The organism is Kordia antarctica, assembly GCF_009901525.1.
GTDB classification, from domain to species: domain Bacteria; phylum Bacteroidota; class Bacteroidia; order Flavobacteriales; family Flavobacteriaceae; genus Kordia; species Kordia antarctica.
On sequence record NZ_CP019288.1, the window covers coordinates 42491 to 60219 of the forward strand.

General features: G+C 34.2%; 11 protein-coding genes and 1 pseudogene. 7 read left to right on the forward strand and 5 right to left on the reverse strand.

The features are described 5' to 3' along the window. Positions 1–12: 12 nt before the first annotated feature. Together IMCC3317_RS00220 and IMCC3317_RS00225 are read right to left on the reverse strand one after the other, a co-directional pair. Positions 13–1890: an eCIS core domain-containing protein gene (locus tag IMCC3317_RS00220; RefSeq protein WP_160127497.1), complete on the reverse strand. Its 1878-nt coding sequence runs from the start codon at positions 1888–1890 to the stop codon at positions 13–15. Between the two features lie 116 nt (positions 1891–2006). Beyond that, the gene (locus IMCC3317_RS00225; protein WP_160127498.1) at positions 2007–3782 is read right to left on the reverse strand and encodes an AMP-dependent synthetase/ligase; all 1776 of its coding nucleotides are present in this window, start codon (positions 3780–3782) and stop codon (positions 2007–2009) included. A 284-nt stretch (positions 3783–4066) separates the two neighbouring features. Between IMCC3317_RS00225 and IMCC3317_RS00230 the strand changes: the two genes are divergently transcribed. From IMCC3317_RS00230 to IMCC3317_RS23755, 4 genes and pseudogenes are all read left to right on the forward strand, one after another. Next, on the forward strand, positions 4067–4645 hold the full coding sequence (locus tag IMCC3317_RS00230) for a Crp/Fnr family transcriptional regulator (RefSeq protein WP_160127499.1): 579 nt from the start codon (positions 4067–4069) through the stop codon (positions 4643–4645). Positions 4646–4872: 227 nt separating this feature from the next. Then, positions 4873–5469: pseudogene (locus IMCC3317_RS23855) on the forward strand (leucine-rich repeat protein); the annotation flags it as partial. A gap of 234 nt (positions 5470–5703) precedes the next feature. Next, complete coding sequence (locus tag IMCC3317_RS23860) at positions 5704–7173, forward strand: leucine-rich repeat protein (protein ID WP_394351597.1); 1470 nt, start codon at positions 5704–5706, stop codon at positions 7171–7173. A gap of 117 nt (positions 7174–7290) precedes the next feature. Beyond that, positions 7291–7422, forward strand: coding sequence for a hypothetical protein (locus IMCC3317_RS23755; RefSeq protein WP_262887071.1), 132 nt, complete (start codon positions 7291–7293; stop codon positions 7420–7422). A gap of 536 nt (positions 7423–7958) precedes the next feature. Here the strand turns inward: IMCC3317_RS23755 and purL are convergent. Together purL and IMCC3317_RS00245 are read right to left on the reverse strand one after the other, a co-directional pair. Next, positions 7959–11732 carry a phosphoribosylformylglycinamidine synthase gene (gene purL, locus IMCC3317_RS00240; protein WP_160127501.1) on the reverse strand — a complete coding sequence of 1258 codons (3774 nt, stop codon included), beginning with the start codon at positions 11730–11732 and terminating at the stop codon, positions 7959–7961. Positions 11733–12001: 269 nt separating this feature from the next. Continuing rightward, the gene (locus IMCC3317_RS00245) at positions 12002–12544 is read right to left on the reverse strand and encodes a DUF4287 domain-containing protein (RefSeq protein ID WP_160127502.1); all 543 of its coding nucleotides are present in this window, start codon (positions 12542–12544) and stop codon (positions 12002–12004) included. Positions 12545–12653: 109 nt separating this feature from the next. On the opposite strand from IMCC3317_RS00245, the gene IMCC3317_RS00250 reads away from it, so the two are divergent. Continuing rightward, complete coding sequence (locus IMCC3317_RS00250) at positions 12654–13757, forward strand: bestrophin family protein (RefSeq protein WP_160127503.1); 1104 nt, start codon at positions 12654–12656, stop codon at positions 13755–13757. Between the two features lie 34 nt (positions 13758–13791). Then, positions 13792–14448, forward strand: coding sequence for a carbonic anhydrase (locus tag IMCC3317_RS00255; protein WP_160127504.1), 657 nt, complete (start codon positions 13792–13794; stop codon positions 14446–14448). Positions 14449–14643: 195 nt separating this feature from the next. Here IMCC3317_RS00255 and fumC read toward each other — a convergent pair whose 3' ends face one another. Then, the gene (gene fumC / locus IMCC3317_RS00260) at positions 14644–16041 is read right to left on the reverse strand and encodes a class II fumarate hydratase (protein WP_160127505.1); all 1398 of its coding nucleotides are present in this window, start codon (positions 16039–16041) and stop codon (positions 14644–14646) included. 242 nt (positions 16042–16283) lie between these two features. On the opposite strand from fumC, the gene IMCC3317_RS00265 reads away from it, so the two are divergent. Further along, positions 16284–17651 carry a metallophosphoesterase gene (locus tag IMCC3317_RS00265; protein WP_160127506.1) on the forward strand — a complete coding sequence of 456 codons (1368 nt, stop codon included), beginning with the start codon at positions 16284–16286 and terminating at the stop codon, positions 17649–17651. Positions 17652–17729: the final 78 nt, after the last annotated feature.

Consider the following 17729-nt stretch of genomic DNA (forward strand, 5'->3'; position numbering starts at 1 on the left):
GGTTCATATGTTTCATGGACCAGGCATTATTCGATATACAGCTTCTCCAGGTAATCTATTTGAATTAAGCCAAGTTACAAATGAAGAAAGATGTCTTCTTTGCACATTTCCAACTCCACTTTGCATTATCATATCTGAAGAGGAAAAACTTCCAGATGCGGCATGAGGTACAGCCGTGGAACCAACAGCCGTCGGACTAGATCCAATTAGTCGCGTGTATTCAGTAGTTGAGAGTCGATATTCATCTTCTAAACCAATCATATGTCCAACTTCATGCGCAACGGTGTCGGGAGTAGAATTCCCCAAATACCAATTTGTTTTGTTTGCTCTTCCTGAACCAGCATGTACATCTACAGAAGCATGATTATCATCATCTGTAAATTCAGGATCAACTTCAATGGCAAGTCGTCTAGGCCCAACAATATGAAAATGTCCATTCCAACGATTTCTAATACCTGCAAGCCAAGCAGTTTGCGTAGCGGCTGGCACTGTTACACCATCGAGTTCTATACGTAAAAGTATTTTTAATCGATCACGATGATATTCAATATCGTAATTTACATTCCAATTATAATCTTTTTCTTCCCATACGCCATCACCATCAGTGTCTTCAAAATGCCTCTCAGTAGCGTTAGTGTCAATTTCTTCCCAAACTAACAATCCATTTAGCATTTGCACAATTCTGTTGTATGTACTTGTTGAAAAATCACTTTGCAATTGAAGTAATGTATCTGCATCCGCTAAAGTTGCTGTTAATTCTGCATTTGATGCAATTCGTATTTTATCATATACGGTTTGTGTACTTGCGCCTTCATGCGCCATCCAATTGAGCTTAAAATTAAGATCGCCGCCCAAGGCATCTACTGCTTGAACCATTGTATTATTGTCACAAATTAATGCAAAATTAGTTCGCATAGTCGTACTATTTCTAATGGAAGCAACACTTTGCTTATTTTCAGAAAGCAACATTTGGACGTCTACCCAATTAGTACCTTCATAAAACATCCATTCCAATCTTTTTTTAATAGTACCATCAGAATAGCGCATGGCAATAAACATTTCATCATTGTCCAAAGCGGAACCTGCTTTTTGCTTTAATGCATAATCATTCAAAGCGGTATTAGAATCAGCAACATTCAAACTTCCAAAAATTGCAATGACTTCTGTTTCGGGAACATTATACCAATTAAGTATTTCTCTAAGTCTTGTCAATTCACTTCCTGGAGCAGCTTGTTTTTGAATAATTGATCTTTGTACTGCGTTCGTACCTTTCTGTTGAATTGTATGTGTGAGTTCATGTGCTAAAAGATGTTTTCCGCCTGTAGAATTTGGCGAATATTGCCCTTTGTTGAAATAAATATTTGAACCATTTGTAAATGCGCGCGCACCCAAATTTTGACTCATTTGTACCGCATTTTCATCTTTATGAATGCGAACATCACTGAAACTTGTACCAAATCTATTTTCCATAAAGTCTTTGGTATTCGGTTCCATGCTTTCGCCTTTTCCGTTTCTGCTATTTAACTTTTGACTAATATCATTAGAAGTTGTTTTGTTTTTATTCGAATTATTACTAGCTTTTTGAACAATGGGACTAATAGTATTTGCTAATGCTTTTCGTTGTGGTTGTGATGTATTAGTAGCGGAAATAGATTTTTTTTGAAGCGTCGATGTAGTTTGAGAACTCTCAGTAGCATTTGACATACCAACTACTTTACTCGCAATAGTGTCGGCTTCTTGTTCGTATTTGTCATTCGGTTGCCCAATGCTAAGTTTTGGTTGAATAAATGTATTCGCATTCGCCGATTTGCTAGAATTCTTTTTTTGGATAAAAGAATTGTTAGTTTTCTCTGCATTATCTTTTTTGTGTGAAGCAGTTGCGAACATCATTTTTTTTAAGACTACATAGTTATGAATTTTTTTAATTTATTAAAAGAGGATAAACACCCAATTGTATAAATAGAAGATACAAAAAAACCGCTCATGAAGTTTGAGCGGTTTTGAATTTATGCACGATCGTATATTCGTTCGTAACAATCTTTATAGATTTCTTTGATGACTTTTCGTTTCATTTTCATCGTTGGTGTTAATTCGCCACCATCAATAGACCAAACTTTCGGTATCAATTCAAAACGTTTGATTTGTTCCCACTTTCCAAAATTTTCGTTGGCTTCATCCACTTCTTTCTGAATACGTGCAGTAATTTCTTCAGAAGCACATATTTCTTTTTCAGAAGTTCCGATGTTTTTCTTTTTCTTCTTGATCCAATCTTTTATGAATTCAAAGTTTGGTTGAATAAGCGCAGCAGGCATTTTTTCACCTTCACCAATTACCATAATTTGTTCTATGAATCTAGATTCTTTGAATTTGTTTTCAATTAATGCTGGAATTACATATTTTCCACCAGAAGTTTTGAACATATCTTTTTTACGATCCGTAATTTTCAAGAATCCTTCATCGCAAACTTCTCCAATATCTCCAGTATGGAAATATCCATCAGACATTACACTTGCCGTTTTTTCAGGATCTTTAAAATAGCCTTGCATTACATTTGGACCTTTGACTAAAATTTCTCCGTCACTTGCAATTTTCACTTCTACGTTGTCAATAACTTTCCCAACAGTTCCTACTTGGAATCCGCCGTCACGTACATCATTTACAGTGACAACAGGAGATGTTTCCGTCAATCCGTAACCTTCCATAATTGGAATTCCTGCCGCAGCAAAAACTCGTGTCAAACGTGCTTGCAATGGCGCACTTCCAGAAACCATTAGTTCAAGATTTCCGCCCAAACCTTCTTGCCATTTGCTAAATATTAGCTTACGAGCAATTTTTAATTGTGTTTCATACCACCAACCGTTTTGTCTGTATGGTTCGTATTTTAATCCAAGTTCTATCGCCCAGAAAAATAACGTCTTTTTAATTCCTGTTAAATCAGCTCCTTTAGCGTAAATTTTGTCATATACTTTTTCATATAAACGCGGAACAGCCGTCATTACATGTGGTTTTACTTCTTTTAAATTATCACTGATTTTTTCGATCGATTCTGCAAAGAAAATTTCAATTCCACAATATTGGTATAGATATAAAATCATACGTTCAAATACGTGACAAACTGGTAAGAAACTCAATGCTCTTGCTTTTCCAATATGTAAAGGAACACGTTTTTGACTATCTAATACGTTTGAAACTAAGTTGTTATGTGACAACATTACACCTTTTGGTCTTCCTGTAGTTCCTGATGTATATATTAAGGTAGCTAAATCATCTGGAGTTACGGCATCTTTTCGAGCTTGTAATTCAGCTTCATTACTTGTGTCTTCTCCAGATTTTTTAACTTCAGACCAATGTTGTTCGCCAGCTACTTCATCAAAAGTATAGACACCTTTTAGTTTGGTATTTCCTTTGATAGCATTTAGTTTTTCAACGATTTCAGCATCTGAAGCAAAACAATAAATTGCTTCTGAATGATTTAAAATATATTCGTAATCTTCTTTCGAAATTGTTGGATATATAGGAACATTTTGCGCACCAGTTTGTAAAATACCAATGTCCATTATATTCCATTCTGTTCTGTTTGTGGACGAAATGACGGCAATTTTGTCATTTGGTTGCACACCTAAACGCAATAAACCTCTACTAATAGCATTTGCTTGATCTATGTATTCTTGTGTTGATGTAGAAACCCATTGTCCTTTATGAAAGGAAGTTAAGGATTTCGCTAATGGATAAGTTGCTAATTGGTAGTAGGGAAAATCAAATAGTCGGGTTACATTAGTCATTCTCTGATTTGGTTTAAGTATGAACTTGCAAAATATGAAATTTGACAACCATTTTCAAAAGTAATGTTAAAAAAACATATGATTTTTTGACAACTATGTAATTAATTATCGATTTAATAGAAATTTTGCTTTTTTAGTGATGAATTGTTTTGTCTTCCAGTTGCATCACATACCACTATATCATTTTGATTTAAAAACTTGTTTTAAATAATCTGTAATAATAAATCATTTTTTAAATAACGTATATTAGCTAAGTAACAACTAATAATTAAAGGATTTAAGTAATGAATAATAGTTTCATTGAGGCATTTAATCGATTTAAATTTTTAAAAATTCAAGATTTGTCAGCAATTTTTAGATTTTCTTCATTTAAAAGTTTTAAAAAAGGGGAAATTATTGCGAGAGAAGGTCATTACTGTGAACATGTTTTTATGATTAGAAAAGGGATCATTAGAACTTATATATTAACTCCTGATGCTGAGGAGAAGACAATAAAACTTGCAAAGGAAAAAGGATTTACCGCATGTGCGAATAGCTTTCTATATCAAAAACCATCAACAGAATATCTAGAAGCAATAGAAGACTGTAAAGTATTTGCATTTAACATAAAAAAAATAAATGAAGCAGCTAGTTCCAATATTAGAATTATGAGGCTTTTACATGAATCTCTGAAAGAAGCTATGGCAGAAGCTGTTGAAAGGGTTGAATTCTTCACAATACTTTCTCCCGAACAAAGATACGAACGGTTATTAGAAGAATCTCCAGATTTAATACAACGCGTTCCACAAAAATTTTTAGCATCTTACATTGGTGTCACTACGGTATCATTATCACGCATTAGGAACAGGATAATTTCAAAGTAACTTCATTAATTATCTTTTGTTATTTTATTCATTTTTTTTTCAGCATAGTTTTGTAAAAATATAATTACATCAAAATTATGAGAAAAAAAATACTTGTTTTATTACTGCTATTTAGTGCCGTATCAAATGCGCAATATACGTTAACAGATACAGATGTTACAGTTACAAGTGGAGTATTGGTAAGTTATACACCAACTACTTCAGATAGAGATATTAGTATTCCAGAAATGTTAGACGGACAAACAATAACCGCTATTGGCGATGCGGCTTTTATTTCAAGCGGATTGACAGGTGTTGTAATCCCTAATTCTGTGACTAGTATCGGTGTTGATGCTTTCAGAGACAATCTATTAGCTAGTATAATCTTAGGGAGTTCAGTAGAAACTATTGGTAATAATGCTTTTAGAACTAATTCATTAACCAGTGTTACAATCCCTAATTCGGTGGTAACAATTAATGATTTAGCCTTTAATTCTAATTTATTAACTACTGTAACCCTTGGCAATTCGGTAGTAACCATTGGAGAATTTGCTTTCTCACAGAATTCATTGACATCAATTACAATTCCCAATTCAGTAATCACTATAAAGAAGAAAGCTTTTCAAAGCAACCCATTTACTAGTATAACGCTTGGAAATTCAGTTGAAACCATTGGAGCTTATGCTTTTGATGCCAATCAATCAACCAGTGTATTTATTCCAGCTTCGGTAACTACTATTGGAAATGGTGCTTTTTATGCTACTTTTTACAATTTAAACTTATCTTTTGAAAATAGCTTACTAGGAAATATTACAATTGCCGGTACCAATTCACATACGTATACCGATATAAGTAATGCCACTTTTCAAGTAGCTGCTGGAGATGATTTGGTCATTACACCTGCAAAATCAGGATACGTTTTTTATCCTAATAATCTAACAATTAATAATATACAGTCAGCTGTTACGCAGGCATTTACAGCTTCTTACATTTTAACCGATGCTGATGTTGTGGTTACAGCTGGTGTGCTAGTAAGCTATACTCCAATAACATCTGATAGAGATATTATTATTCCAGAAATGTTAGATGGACAAACAGTAATTGCTATTGGAGATACTGCTTTTGAAGATTTTTCATTAACCAATGTAATAATTCCTAATTCTGTAACTACTATTGGCGTTAAGGCTTTTAATAATAACTTATTAACTAATATCACAATTTCTGATTTTGTAACTTCAATTGGAATTAGAGCTTTTCAGTCCAATCAATTAAACAGCGTAACCCTTGGTAATTCGTTAGTAACCATTGGAAATTATTCTTTTAATTATAACACTTTAACACATGTAACAATTCCAAACTCTGTAACTTCTATTGGATTTGCTGCCTTTGAAAATAATTTATTGGCTAGCGTAACCATTGGTAATTCAGTAGAAACTATTGATCAAGATGCTTTTGCTTCTAATCCATTAACAAGTGTGTCAATTCCAAACTCAGTAATTTCTATTGGAGAAAGTGCTTTTGAATATACCATGTTAGCTACTGTAACACTTGGTAATTCGTTAGAAATAATTGGAGATAGTGCTTTTGCTTACAGTGAAGCAAGTTTATTAACTAGCGTAACAATTCCTGAATCTGTAACTTTTATTGGTCCTGGTGCTTTCATCGGTAATCCGTCATTATCAGGATTTAACTTTCCAAGTATAAATTATTATGATTCAAGTTGGGCAGCTTCTGGAGGTACAATTTACAATAATGGAGATACTACTACTGATTTTGTGAGTTCATATACACTTACTAAGACAGCAATTATCTATTCAATAACATATCATTTAGATGGTGGTACAGCAACAAACCCAGCAAGTTATAATGTTGAAGACTCAGAAATCATATTGAATGCAGCAACCAAAAATGGCTATATATTTGATGGTTGGTATACAGAAGACACTTTTATGAATGAAGTTACAAGTATTGCAGCTGGAAGCAACGGGAATATAGACTTATACGCTGCTTTTGAAAATGTTACGGTAGCACCTAAAGTTTTCTTGCAAGGAGCAGCACTAAATCCAGCAACCGAAGAAACATCGCTTATGCGCGACGATTTACGGAGTAACAATTATATTCCAACAACTTCGCCGTATGGAGATGGACTCACGTGTGATGCAAATGTTTTAAATGCTTCAGGTACTGCAAACAATGACATCGTAGATTGGGTTTGGATAGAATTACGCGATGCTACCGATAATACGTTGGTAAAAGCATCACGTTCTGCTTTGCTTCAACGCGATGGAAACATTGTAGAAGTTGATGGAATCTCTTATCTCAAATTTGAAGTTGCAACTGATAACTATTATGTGGCAGTTCATCATAGAAATCACTTAGGAATCATTTCAAACAATACAATTGCTTTATCCAAAACTGTCACTACTGTAGATTTTACAGATGCTAACAATCAAATTACCTTTGGAAGTAATGCACAAACGACCTTTGGCATGCAAACTGGAAAAATTGCCATGTGGACAGGAAATGTAAATAATGACACTGTTGTTTAATACTCAGGAACAACGCCTGATACACCGAACATACTCTCGAAAGTCTTAAATGATGCTGGAAACTTTTTAAACTTCCCAACCTATGTCGTTAGTGGCTATGATGTAAATGATATCGATATGGACGGAAATGTACAATATACTGGAACAACACCAGATACACCTTTCATCTTGCAAAATGTGATTTCACATCCAGGAAACTTCCTAAACTTTAGTACCTATCAAATCATGGAGCAATTGCCAGAAAATTAGCTAACAAACTGAGTTTGATATATATTTCAGAGTGTGTTTTTGTCTTTTCCGCAGTATAGCAGGGGTTTTTCGTTAAGAATTTTCGAATCCTTGGAGAAAATTTAGAAAAATTCATGCGGTTTTAGTTTTTTTCAGAAAGAAAAACTAAAAATACCTCTGGAAAAGCGCACTTTCTTTTGTGAAGCCTGTGCTGAACTTGATTCAGTATTCTTTGTGCGAACAAAGAAAACGAAAATAAAAATATGAAAATCAGATACTTAGCACTTATTTTCAAAATATGTTCAAAATTTTATTTCAGTAAACTTATGTCGAACTCACATTGACAATAAAAACAGCAACGATACAATTATGTGATGTTTTATTAAATACAAAAAGCCAAAGGGGTTGTCTGAAAATCCTTAAATAACGTCATTACGAGAAATTTTTATTTCGAAGTAATCTGTAAATCAACAACTTAAATTTGACAGATTGCTTCATTTCATTCGCAATGACGACTTTTTAGACAACCTCTTCTATACAAAGTATTTAATCTTGAATTACTTATTCTTCGCTTCAATCCACAATCTAGCATTCACAAACGCTTCCAACCAAGGTGAAACTTCGTCTTTTCGTCCTTGCGGATAATTTGCCCAATTCCACTGAAATGTTGAACGTTCAATATGTGGCATTGTTACCAAATGTCTTCCAGTTGCATCACACATTATAGCTGTATTAAAATCTGAACCATTTGGGTTTGAAGGATAACTTTCATACCCATATTTGGCAACTATTGAATACTCTTTTTCAGAAAGCGGCAAATCAAATTTTCCTTCTCCATGACTAATCCAAACGCCTAAAGTTGTTCCTGCCAATGAAGAAAGCATCACCGAATTATTCTCTTGAATCTTCACAGAAGTAAACGCACTTTCGTGTTTTTGAGAATCGTTATACGTTAATTTTCCGTGCGTTTCATGCTCAGGATTCATCAACTCTAATTCCATAAACAATTGACAACCATTACAAATTCCAACAGATAAAGTGTCTTCTCGTTTAAAGAAGTTTTTCAAAGCTGTATTTGCTTTTTCATTATACAAAAATGCGCCTGCCCAACCTTTTGCTGAACCTAACACATCCGAATTTGAAAATCCGCCAACAGCACCAATAAATTGAATATCTTCCAAGGTTTCTCGTCCCGAAATCAAATCAGTCATATGTACATCTTTCACATCAAAACCAGCCAAATACATAGCGTTTGCCATTTCGCGTTCAGAATTTGAACCTTTCTCACGAATAATTGCTGCTTTTGGTCTTAATTCTCCGTCATTACGAGGAGTTTGCGACGAAGTAATCTTTTCATTCGCAGCAGATTGCTTCACTGCGTTCGCAATGACGTCTTGTAATTTGCCTGTAAAATGACTCGGAAATGTATATGTTAACGGTTGATTTTTATAATTGTCATATCTCGCTTGCGCTAAATTGTTCGCTGTTTGTTTTTGATCGAGTAGGAAAGAGGTTTTATACCAAACATCTCTCGTTTCTGCAACATCAAACGTAAATGAATCTTCGTTATTTTTAATGTTGACAGTTGCCGTATTTGTGACAGTTCCAATATTGAAAAACTGAATTTTATTGGCTTTTAAAGTCTCTTCTACACTTTCATTTGCCTGAAAAACGATTCCTGCATTTTCTGAGAATAATAATTTGATTGAATCTTCTTCTGCTAAGCTTGACAAATCTAGGTCTGCGCCTAAATCTACTTCGGCAAAACATAATTCTAATAATGTAGTAATCAATCCGCCAGAAGCGACATCGTGTCCAGCTACAATTTTATCTTCTTTGATTAAATCTTGAATCGTATTGAAAACCGTCTTTACAAATACTGCATTTTGTACGTTTGGTGCTTCGTTTCCAATCGCATTTAATGTTTGATTGAAAGAACTTCCACCTAATTTAAAATCATCCTGAGAAACATTGATATAGTAAATGTTTCCGCCATTTTGCTGTAAAACTGGTTCTACTACTTTCGTGATTTCAGTACAATTTCCTGCCGCAGAAATAATAACTGTTCCTGGAGAAATAACTTCGTCATCTGTATATTTCTGCTTCATTGATAAGGAATCTTTCCCAGTTGGAACGTTGATTCCTAAATCAATAGCAAACTCAGAAATTGCTTTTACTGCTTCGTATAAACGCGCATCTTCACCTTCATTTTTACACGGCCACATCCAGTTTGCAGAGAGTGAAACACTTTGCAAATTATCTTTTAATGGCGCCCAAATTATATTCGTTAACGCTTCAGTGATAGAATTACGACTTCCAGCCACAGGATTTATTAATCCAGAAATTGGCGAATGTCCAATAGACGTTGCAATTCCTTCTTTTCCGTTATAATCAAGTGACATGACACCAACATTATTCAACGGAATTTGTAATGCGCCAACACATTGTTGTTTGGCAACTTTTCCACCAACACAACGGTCAACTTTATTCGTTAACCAATCTTTACAAGCCACAGCTTCTAACTGTAATACTTGGTTTAGATAGATTTTCAGATTTTTGGTTTTATATCTTGGATTCTTGTATTTTCTTTCGATTGTAACATCGTTCATGATGGTTTTTGGAGAACTTCCAAAAATATCGCTCAAAGCCAAATCCATTGGTTTATCGCCTTTGGTTTTAGATTCAAATGTAAAACGGTCATCTCCAGTTACATCTCCAACAGTATACATTGGCGAACGTTCACGCTCGGCAATTTTACTCAATGTTTCTAAATGTTCTTCAGCAATGATAAGTCCCATACGTTCTTGCGATTCGTTTCCGATGATTTCTTTGGCAGAAAGTGTCGGATCGCCCACAGGCAATTTGTCCAAATCAATTTTCCCGCCAGTTTCTTCAACCAATTCAGATAAACAATTTAAGTGTCCGCCAGCACCATGATCGTGAATGGAAACGATGTAATTCTCATCACTTTCCACCATTCCACGAATCGCATTTGCAGCACGTTTTTGCATTTCAGGATTGGAACGTTGTACTGCATTCAATTCAATTCCTGTGGAGAAAGCGCCTGTATCTGCGGAAGAAACTGCCGCGCCGCCCATTCCAATTCGGTAGTTTTCGCCACCAAGAATTACAATTTTATCGCCTACTTTTGGAATGTCTTTGATGGCTTGAGATGCTTTTCCGTAGCCAATTCCACCAGCTTGCATAATTACTTTATCATACCCAAGTTTTCTAGCTTTCGCTGTACTTGAAGCATTATTTTCTTCATGTTCAAATGTTAATACAGAACCACAAATTAATGGTTGTCCAAATTTATTTCCAAAATCAGAAGCACCATTCGAAGCTTTGATTAAAATGTCCATTGGTGTTTGATAGAGCCATTTTCGGGGTTTAAACTTTTCTTCCCAATACCTAGTATTTTTCTGAGTGGACTCGATTGAATCTTCTAAGCGAGAATACGAAGTCATATAAACTGCCGTTCCTGCTAATGGCAATGAACCTTGTCCGCCAGCAAGTCTGTCTCTGATTTCTCCACCAGCACCAGTTGCGGCTCCGTTAAAAGGTTCAACTGTTGTTGGAAAATTGTGCGTTTCTGCTTTGATTGAAATTACAGATTCAAATTCTTGCGTTTGATAAAAGTCTGGTTTGTCTGCTGTTTTTGGTGCAAACTGTTCCACTTTTGGACCTTTTATAAACGCAACATTGTCTTTATAGGCAGAAACAATATCGTTTGGATGTTGCTTCGATGTTTCTTTGATAAGTTTGAATAGTGAGGTTGGTTTTTCTTCGCCATCAATGACAAATGTTCCGTTGAATATTTTGTGTCGGCAATGTTCTGAGTTTACTTGCGAGAATCCAAATACTTCAGAATCAGTCAACTTTCGACCTAATTTCTCGGCTAATTGTTCTAAGTATTCAACTTCTTCTATGTTTAATGCCAAACCTTCTTGTTCGTTGTACGCTGAAATATCTTCAATGTCTAAGATTGCTTCTGGTTCAACATCAATTGTAAATGTATCTTGGTGTAAACCGTTGAATTTCTGAGAAATCATTGGATCGAACTCTGTAAAATCTTCAGCGACAGCTTTAAATTCCTCCATTCGGATAATGTCAGAAACGCCCATATTTTGAGTGATTTCTACGGCATTCGTACTCCAAGGTGTAATCATTGCGGCTCTTGGACCAACAAAAAAAGCATCTAAAGATGCTTGTTCTATTTTAGAGGTATTGCCAAAAAGCCAGTTTAGCTTTGCAACGTTTTCTGTTGATAATTCTTTTGTTGTCTGTACAGCGAATATTTTGCTGTCTACGTTTCCAAAGAAATGAATCATTATGTAGTTGTTTGTGTTGTTGTTTTTAAAAGTGCAAATTTAATCTATTTCGTGATAATTTGACTTAAAATTGATTGTATAATTTAGGAGTTATTCACTAGGTTTTGAACAGCATTTTTTTTGGTCACGCTTTGCTGTTTGTTTATTTGTTAATCTGTTTTTTGTGTCATTTTGTTGTTTGTTCTTGATTGTTTTTTTATTTTCTAACATCTAACATCTAACATCTAACATCTAACATCTAACATCTAACATCTAACATCTAAAAACTATTACCCAGCAACTTCATACGCTTCCTTGAGCCAGTTTTTTACTTCTTCAGAAATATCGTCAATAGTTGTCAATCGGATTCTGTGCGTACACATCGCGCTGAAACTTCCAGAGTTTTCTAAAACGCCTTCTGCTTCTTTTCCTTTTAGATTTAAACCGAGATCAACACGTGTTTTGGTAGATGGTTGAATGATAGCGAATTGCTTTTTTCTACGAACACTAACATATGCTTTTTTTGGAGCGAATTCAATGTCTTTTCCAAAGGTTTCTATATGTGTTTTTAAAGCGTCATAAATAGGTTTTAATGTTTGTTTTTTCTCGTATTGAACAGCAACCAAATCTACAGTTTGCGTTTTGTCTTCTTTAGATAGATGCACAATTGTATTGGCAAAACCATGTGTGACGCCGTGTGTTTTTTTAAGAAAATTAACAGCTTCAGAATGTTTTGAAAATGCTTGTTTTTTTAGAATTGCAATCCATACGTCTAATGATTTCCCTGTTTTTTCAGGAATATTTGCGAGCATTGTTTCGAGAGCTTTGTCCATAAGTGAGAAGTTTCAAATCGTTTTAAATGTGAATATATAAATTCTGGCGCAGACCAAAAAAATAGTTATAAAGCTTTTTGTATCTTTCAATCTTTAATTTGAACAACCTATGTATACAAGAAGAATATTTCCTGTGACAACTGTTTTGAAATGGACGCGTCGTCATATTTTTTTATTTCTCATTTTAGCCACTATTCCTGTGATTTTGTTTGATGTTATTGGAATAAAATGGTTCAGAGTTCCTTGGTTGCCATTAGGTGTTTTGGGTACTGCCGTTGCTTTTATTGTCAGTTTTAAGAATAATGCTTCGTATGATCGGTTGTGGGAAGCCCGAAAAATTTGGGGCGGAATTGTAAATACGTCACGTTCGTTTACGATTATGGTGAAAGATTATATTACGAATGATTTTGCAATTGATAATTCCAGCGAAAGCGAACTAAAAAGTATAAAACGCGAATTGGTACACAGACATATAGCTTGGTTAACAGCGTTGCGGTATCAGATGCGAAAAGAGAAACCGTGGGAAAAACATTTGAAGAATACACGATCTAATAGAGAGTTTCGTTCTAGAAAATATTTAGTGTGTGAAGATGAGCAACCAATTTCAGAAATCATTAAACCTTATATTTCACAGAAAGAATATGATGAAGTTTTTGCGAAAGGAAATCAAGCTTCGCAATTACTAGGAATCCAATCCAAACGCTTGAAAGAGTTGAAACAGAAAGGATTGTTGGATGATTTTCGTCATATGGAAATGACTAATTTAATTGTAGAGTTATACACGTTACAAGGAAAGAGTGAACGAATTAAGAATTTTCCATATCCGCGTCAATTTGCAACGTTAAATTATATTTTTGTTTGGATTTTTATTATTTTGTTGCCTTTTGGGATTATGGAAGGTTTTGAAGCTATTGGAGATCATATTTCACGAGATTTGGCTTCGCATACTTCAACTACTTCAGCAGTGCATAAATTTCAAGAGTTTATAGCAAGGCATTTTGAATGGTTTTCTATTCCATTTAGTACATTGTTAGCTTGGGTTTTTCATACTATGGAAACTATTGGCGAGAATACTGAAAATCCATTTGAGGGCAGTCCAAACGATGTTCCTATTACCGATATGAGCAGAGGAATTGAGATTGATATTAGAGAATTGATTGATGATACAGATATTCCTGCGCCATACGAATGGAAGAATCATATTGTAATGTAAAAATAAATTTAATCAAACCATATAATTAATTATTATGAAAGATCAAAAAGGAAAATTAAAATGCAAAGATGTAGAAGATGTAGTATATACTGATGCGCCAGAAAAAATATTGAAACGTTTAGAATGTGGAAATAAACGTTTTATGAAAGATAAATTAACAAATGAAAATCAAGGTAGTAAACAACGTGAAAAGTGGAATACAACGCAAGAGCCTTTTGCTATTGTATTGAGTTGTGCAGATAGTAGAGTAGTGCCAGAACTTGTTTTTGATACAGGTTTGGGAGAATTGTTTGTAGTGCGTGTTGCAGGAAATATTGCCAATACAGATTCCATTGCAAGTATAGAATATGCAGTTGCTGTTTTAGGATGTAAACTTATTGTCGTATTAGGTCATGAAGGTTGTGGCGCAGTTGGCGCAGCAATGAAAGGAGATGATTTAGGTTATAATTTGAATCATTTGTTAGCACAAATTTCACCTGCAGTTAAATCATGTGGATGTGATGCTCCTAAAGATGATGTAATTGTTGAAAACGCGTTGCATGCGGCTGAACAGTTAGTGAGTCGTTCTGAAATTATTAGCAATGCAGTTGGTACATCAGGAGTTAAGATTCATACAGGTTATTATCATTTAGAGAGTGGAAAAGTAGATTTTGATAAAAAGTCGCCTTGTAGAAAGAAGAATGATGCTTGATTTGAAAGTGAAAAGTGAAAAGTTAAGAGTTAAAAGTTAAAAGTTGAAAGTGAAAGTTAATAGTTAAGAGTGAAAAGTTCGCTTTTTTGCTCAAAAGTATTTTTCAATCTTTTAATTTTTGAATCTTTCAATTATAAAAAAAACGCACTGAGATTTCAGCGCGTTTTTTGATTTTATAAATTTGGTTTGAAACGATTATTTTAACGTACCTACCATATTTTCTGGTTTTACCCATTCGTCATATTCTTCTGGAGTTACATATCCTAAATTGACAGCTTCTTCACGTAATGTAGTTCCGTTTTGATGTGCTGTATTTGCAATTTCGGCAGCTTTGTAATATCCAATTTTTGTGTTCAATGCAGTAACTAACATTAATGAGTTGTTTACCAATTCGTTGATTCTTGGAAGATTTGGCTCAATTCCAGACGCACAATGTTCATTAAAACTTGCACATGCATCACCAATTAATTGTGCCGATTGTAATAAGTTGGCAATCATCATTGGTTTAAAAACATTTAGTTCATAATGACCTTGCATTCCGCCAACAGCAATCGCAACATCATTTCCCATCACTTGCGCGCAAACCATTGTAATAGCTTCACATTGTGTTGGATTTACTTTTCCGGGCATAATAGAACTTCCAGGTTCGTTTGCAGGAATGATCAATTCGCCAATTCCTGAACGCGGTCCAGAAGCCATTAAACGAATGTCATTTGCTATTTTATTCAACGAAACGGCTAATTGTTTTAGTGCGCCGTGTGTTTCTACCATTGCATCATGCGCAGCTAAGGCTTCAAATTTATTTTCAGCAGTAACAAAAGGTAAATCTGTAAAACGTGCGATGAATTCAGAAACGCGTTTTGCATATCCTTTTGGAGTGTTTAATCCCGTTCCAACAGCACTTCCACCAAGCGCCAATTCACTTAAGTGCGGTAATGTATTTTCTAGGGCTTTTAAACCGTGATTTAATTGTGAAACATAACCAGAGAATTCTTGTCCTAGTGTTAACGGCGTTGCGTCCATTAAGTGTGTTCTTCCAATTTTTACAACATCTTTAAATTCTTCTGATTTCTTTTTTAATGTATCTCTTAATTGCGAAACACTTGGAATTGTGTTTTCTACAATTTTTTTATACGCTGCAATGTGCATTCCTGTTGGAAATGTATCGTTTGAAGATTGTGATTTGTTTACATCATCATTTGGCTGAATTGTTTTTTCGCCTTTACCAACAACATTTCCTGCTATTTGATGCGCTCTGTTGGCAATTACTTCATTCACATTCATGTTTGACTGCGTTCCAGAACCTGTTTGCCAAATGACTAACGGAAACTGATCGTCGTGTTTTCCTTCTAAGATTTCCTCGCAAACTTGTGCAATTAAATCTCTCTTTTCAATTGGTAACACACCTAATTCACAGTTTGTAAACGCTGCAGCTTTCTTCAAATATGCAAATCCGTACACAACTTCTAATGGCATACTTGCTGGCGCGCCAATTTTAAAATTATTTCTAGAACGTTCTGTTTGTGCTCCCCAAAGTTTATCTGAAGGAACTTGTACTTCGCCCATTGTATCTTTCTCTATTCTATATTCCATTACCCTGATAGTTATTTTTCGATTCGCAAAATTAAAGATTTTACATATAGTAACGCAGTTTTTTTATTTTTTTATGATTAATTATACACGCAAATTCATAATGCTGAAATGAACAGAAAAGTTATTTATCTATCACAAATGCAACAGATTACCCTTAAAACCACGTGAAATTACTTATTTATCTCTGCATCTATTTTCAGTATCTTGTAAATCAACTACTAACTAACTCAAAACGAAGAATGATGAAAAATAAGTATCTATACACATTATTAATTTGCGTATTATTTTTTGGATGTAAACATGATACTACAAAATGTGTTCCGTGTCCAGAATGTACAAAACCTCATGTTGAAGATGTTGTGGTAACTACAACAACTACGTCAAAATTTTTAGCATTATCAGATGTACATATTGATGGAAATTTGCCTCAAACTCGATTTGAAAAAAAAGGTAAAACAGATAGTAGTGTAACAAGTGATACGCTTTGGCAACGGACCAAGGCTAAGATTGAAAGTGTAGCGAAAGCTGAAAATCCAAAATTTATGGTGTATTTGGGCGATTTGCCAGGATATGATGATAGTGAAAGAAGAAATAATACACATTTAATGCTACAAAATTTACGAAACCTAGAGGTAAATGTTCCAATTTTGTATTTACCAGGAAATAATGACTCTTTAGAAGGCGATTATTATTCTTTTAGTAATGATTCTTTGAATACGGTATTGAATGAAGATGCAGATGCATCAAATCCTTGGCCAATTATTAATAGTAAATCATCAACAATTCAAGTTAAAAATCTTGATGATAATCAAAAACAGTTTGGTTATTATTCGGTTGATTTAATAGATGGAACAAATACTTTAAAAGTGATTGCGCTGAATACCGTAATTTTTTGTGCTCAAGGGAATCATAGATATATTGACAGTGATGGCGTATCACAACAAAAAGCAACGCAAGACCAAATGACTTGGTTAGAAACAAAACTGAATAGTTTAGGAACGAATGATCGGGTGATAATTATGATGCATATTCCTATAGGAATAGATGGATTTAGTGGAAAACAAATGTGGAAAAATGATCTTGAATTCATTGATAAGTCAGGAAACAAACAGACATTATATAATGGTTTTTTAGATTTAATTGCCGCACATCAAACTAATATTGTAGGCATATTAAACGGACATACACATACAGATGGTTTGCGAAGATTGTATACTTCTGATGCTAAAAGTGCGATGACGACATTCTCTGTTTCAACTCCTGGAATTGCAGTAAATCATGGAAACAATCCGTCTTTTAAAACATTTACATACGATACAACTACATTTGATTTACTAGATTTTGAAACCTATTATGCTTCGCCAACAGTGCATAAAACGTATAAACATAGTACACATTTGAAAAATACTGATTTTAAATTTTTAGATGCATCTTCATATACATTTCAACAATCGTATAAAGTTAGCACTCCAACACAGACTATCTTTAATACCTTAGAAAAACAACCAAAAGATTCTTTAGTAAAGTTTGTAAATAGTACGCTAGGAGCAAAAAGTAATCAAAACTCAAAACTTAAACATCCTGAAGCAGTAAATGTGTATAAAAACTAATTGCAAATTATTAATAATTATGAATGTTTCTAAGTGAGTATTTTAAAAAAAAAGGGGAAAACACTGATGTTTTTGGGT

Bases quoted from the DNA above. Each gene is read 5' to 3' on its own strand.
- IMCC3317_RS00265 (WP_160127506.1), top strand. From the start codon at position 16,284: ATGAAAAATAAGTATCTATACACATTATTAATTTGCGTATTATTTTTT.
- IMCC3317_RS00245 (WP_160127502.1), bottom strand. From the start codon at position 12,544: ATGGACAAAGCTCTCGAAACAATGCTCGCAAATATTCCTGAAAAAACA.
- IMCC3317_RS23755 (WP_262887071.1), top strand. From the start codon at position 7,291: ATGGACGGAAATGTACAATATACTGGAACAACACCAGATACACCTTTC.
- purL (WP_160127501.1), bottom strand. From the start codon at position 11,732: ATGATTCATTTCTTTGGAAACGTAGACAGCAAAATATTCGCTGTACAG.
- IMCC3317_RS00255 (WP_160127504.1), top strand. From the start codon at position 13,792: ATGAAAGATCAAAAAGGAAAATTAAAATGCAAAGATGTAGAAGATGTA.
- IMCC3317_RS00220 (WP_160127497.1), bottom strand. From the start codon at position 1,890: ATGATGTTCGCAACTGCTTCACACAAAAAAGATAATGCAGAGAAAACT.
- fumC (WP_160127505.1), bottom strand. From the start codon at position 16,041: ATGGAATATAGAATAGAGAAAGATACAATGGGCGAAGTACAAGTTCCT.
- IMCC3317_RS00250 (WP_160127503.1), top strand. From the start codon at position 12,654: ATGTATACAAGAAGAATATTTCCTGTGACAACTGTTTTGAAATGGACG.
- IMCC3317_RS23860 (WP_394351597.1), top strand. From the start codon at position 5,704: ATGTTAGATGGACAAACAGTAATTGCTATTGGAGATACTGCTTTTGAA.
- IMCC3317_RS00225 (WP_160127498.1), bottom strand. From the start codon at position 3,782: ATGACTAATGTAACCCGACTATTTGATTTTCCCTACTACCAATTAGCA.
- IMCC3317_RS00230 (WP_160127499.1), top strand. From the start codon at position 4,067: ATGAATAATAGTTTCATTGAGGCATTTAATCGATTTAAATTTTTAAAA.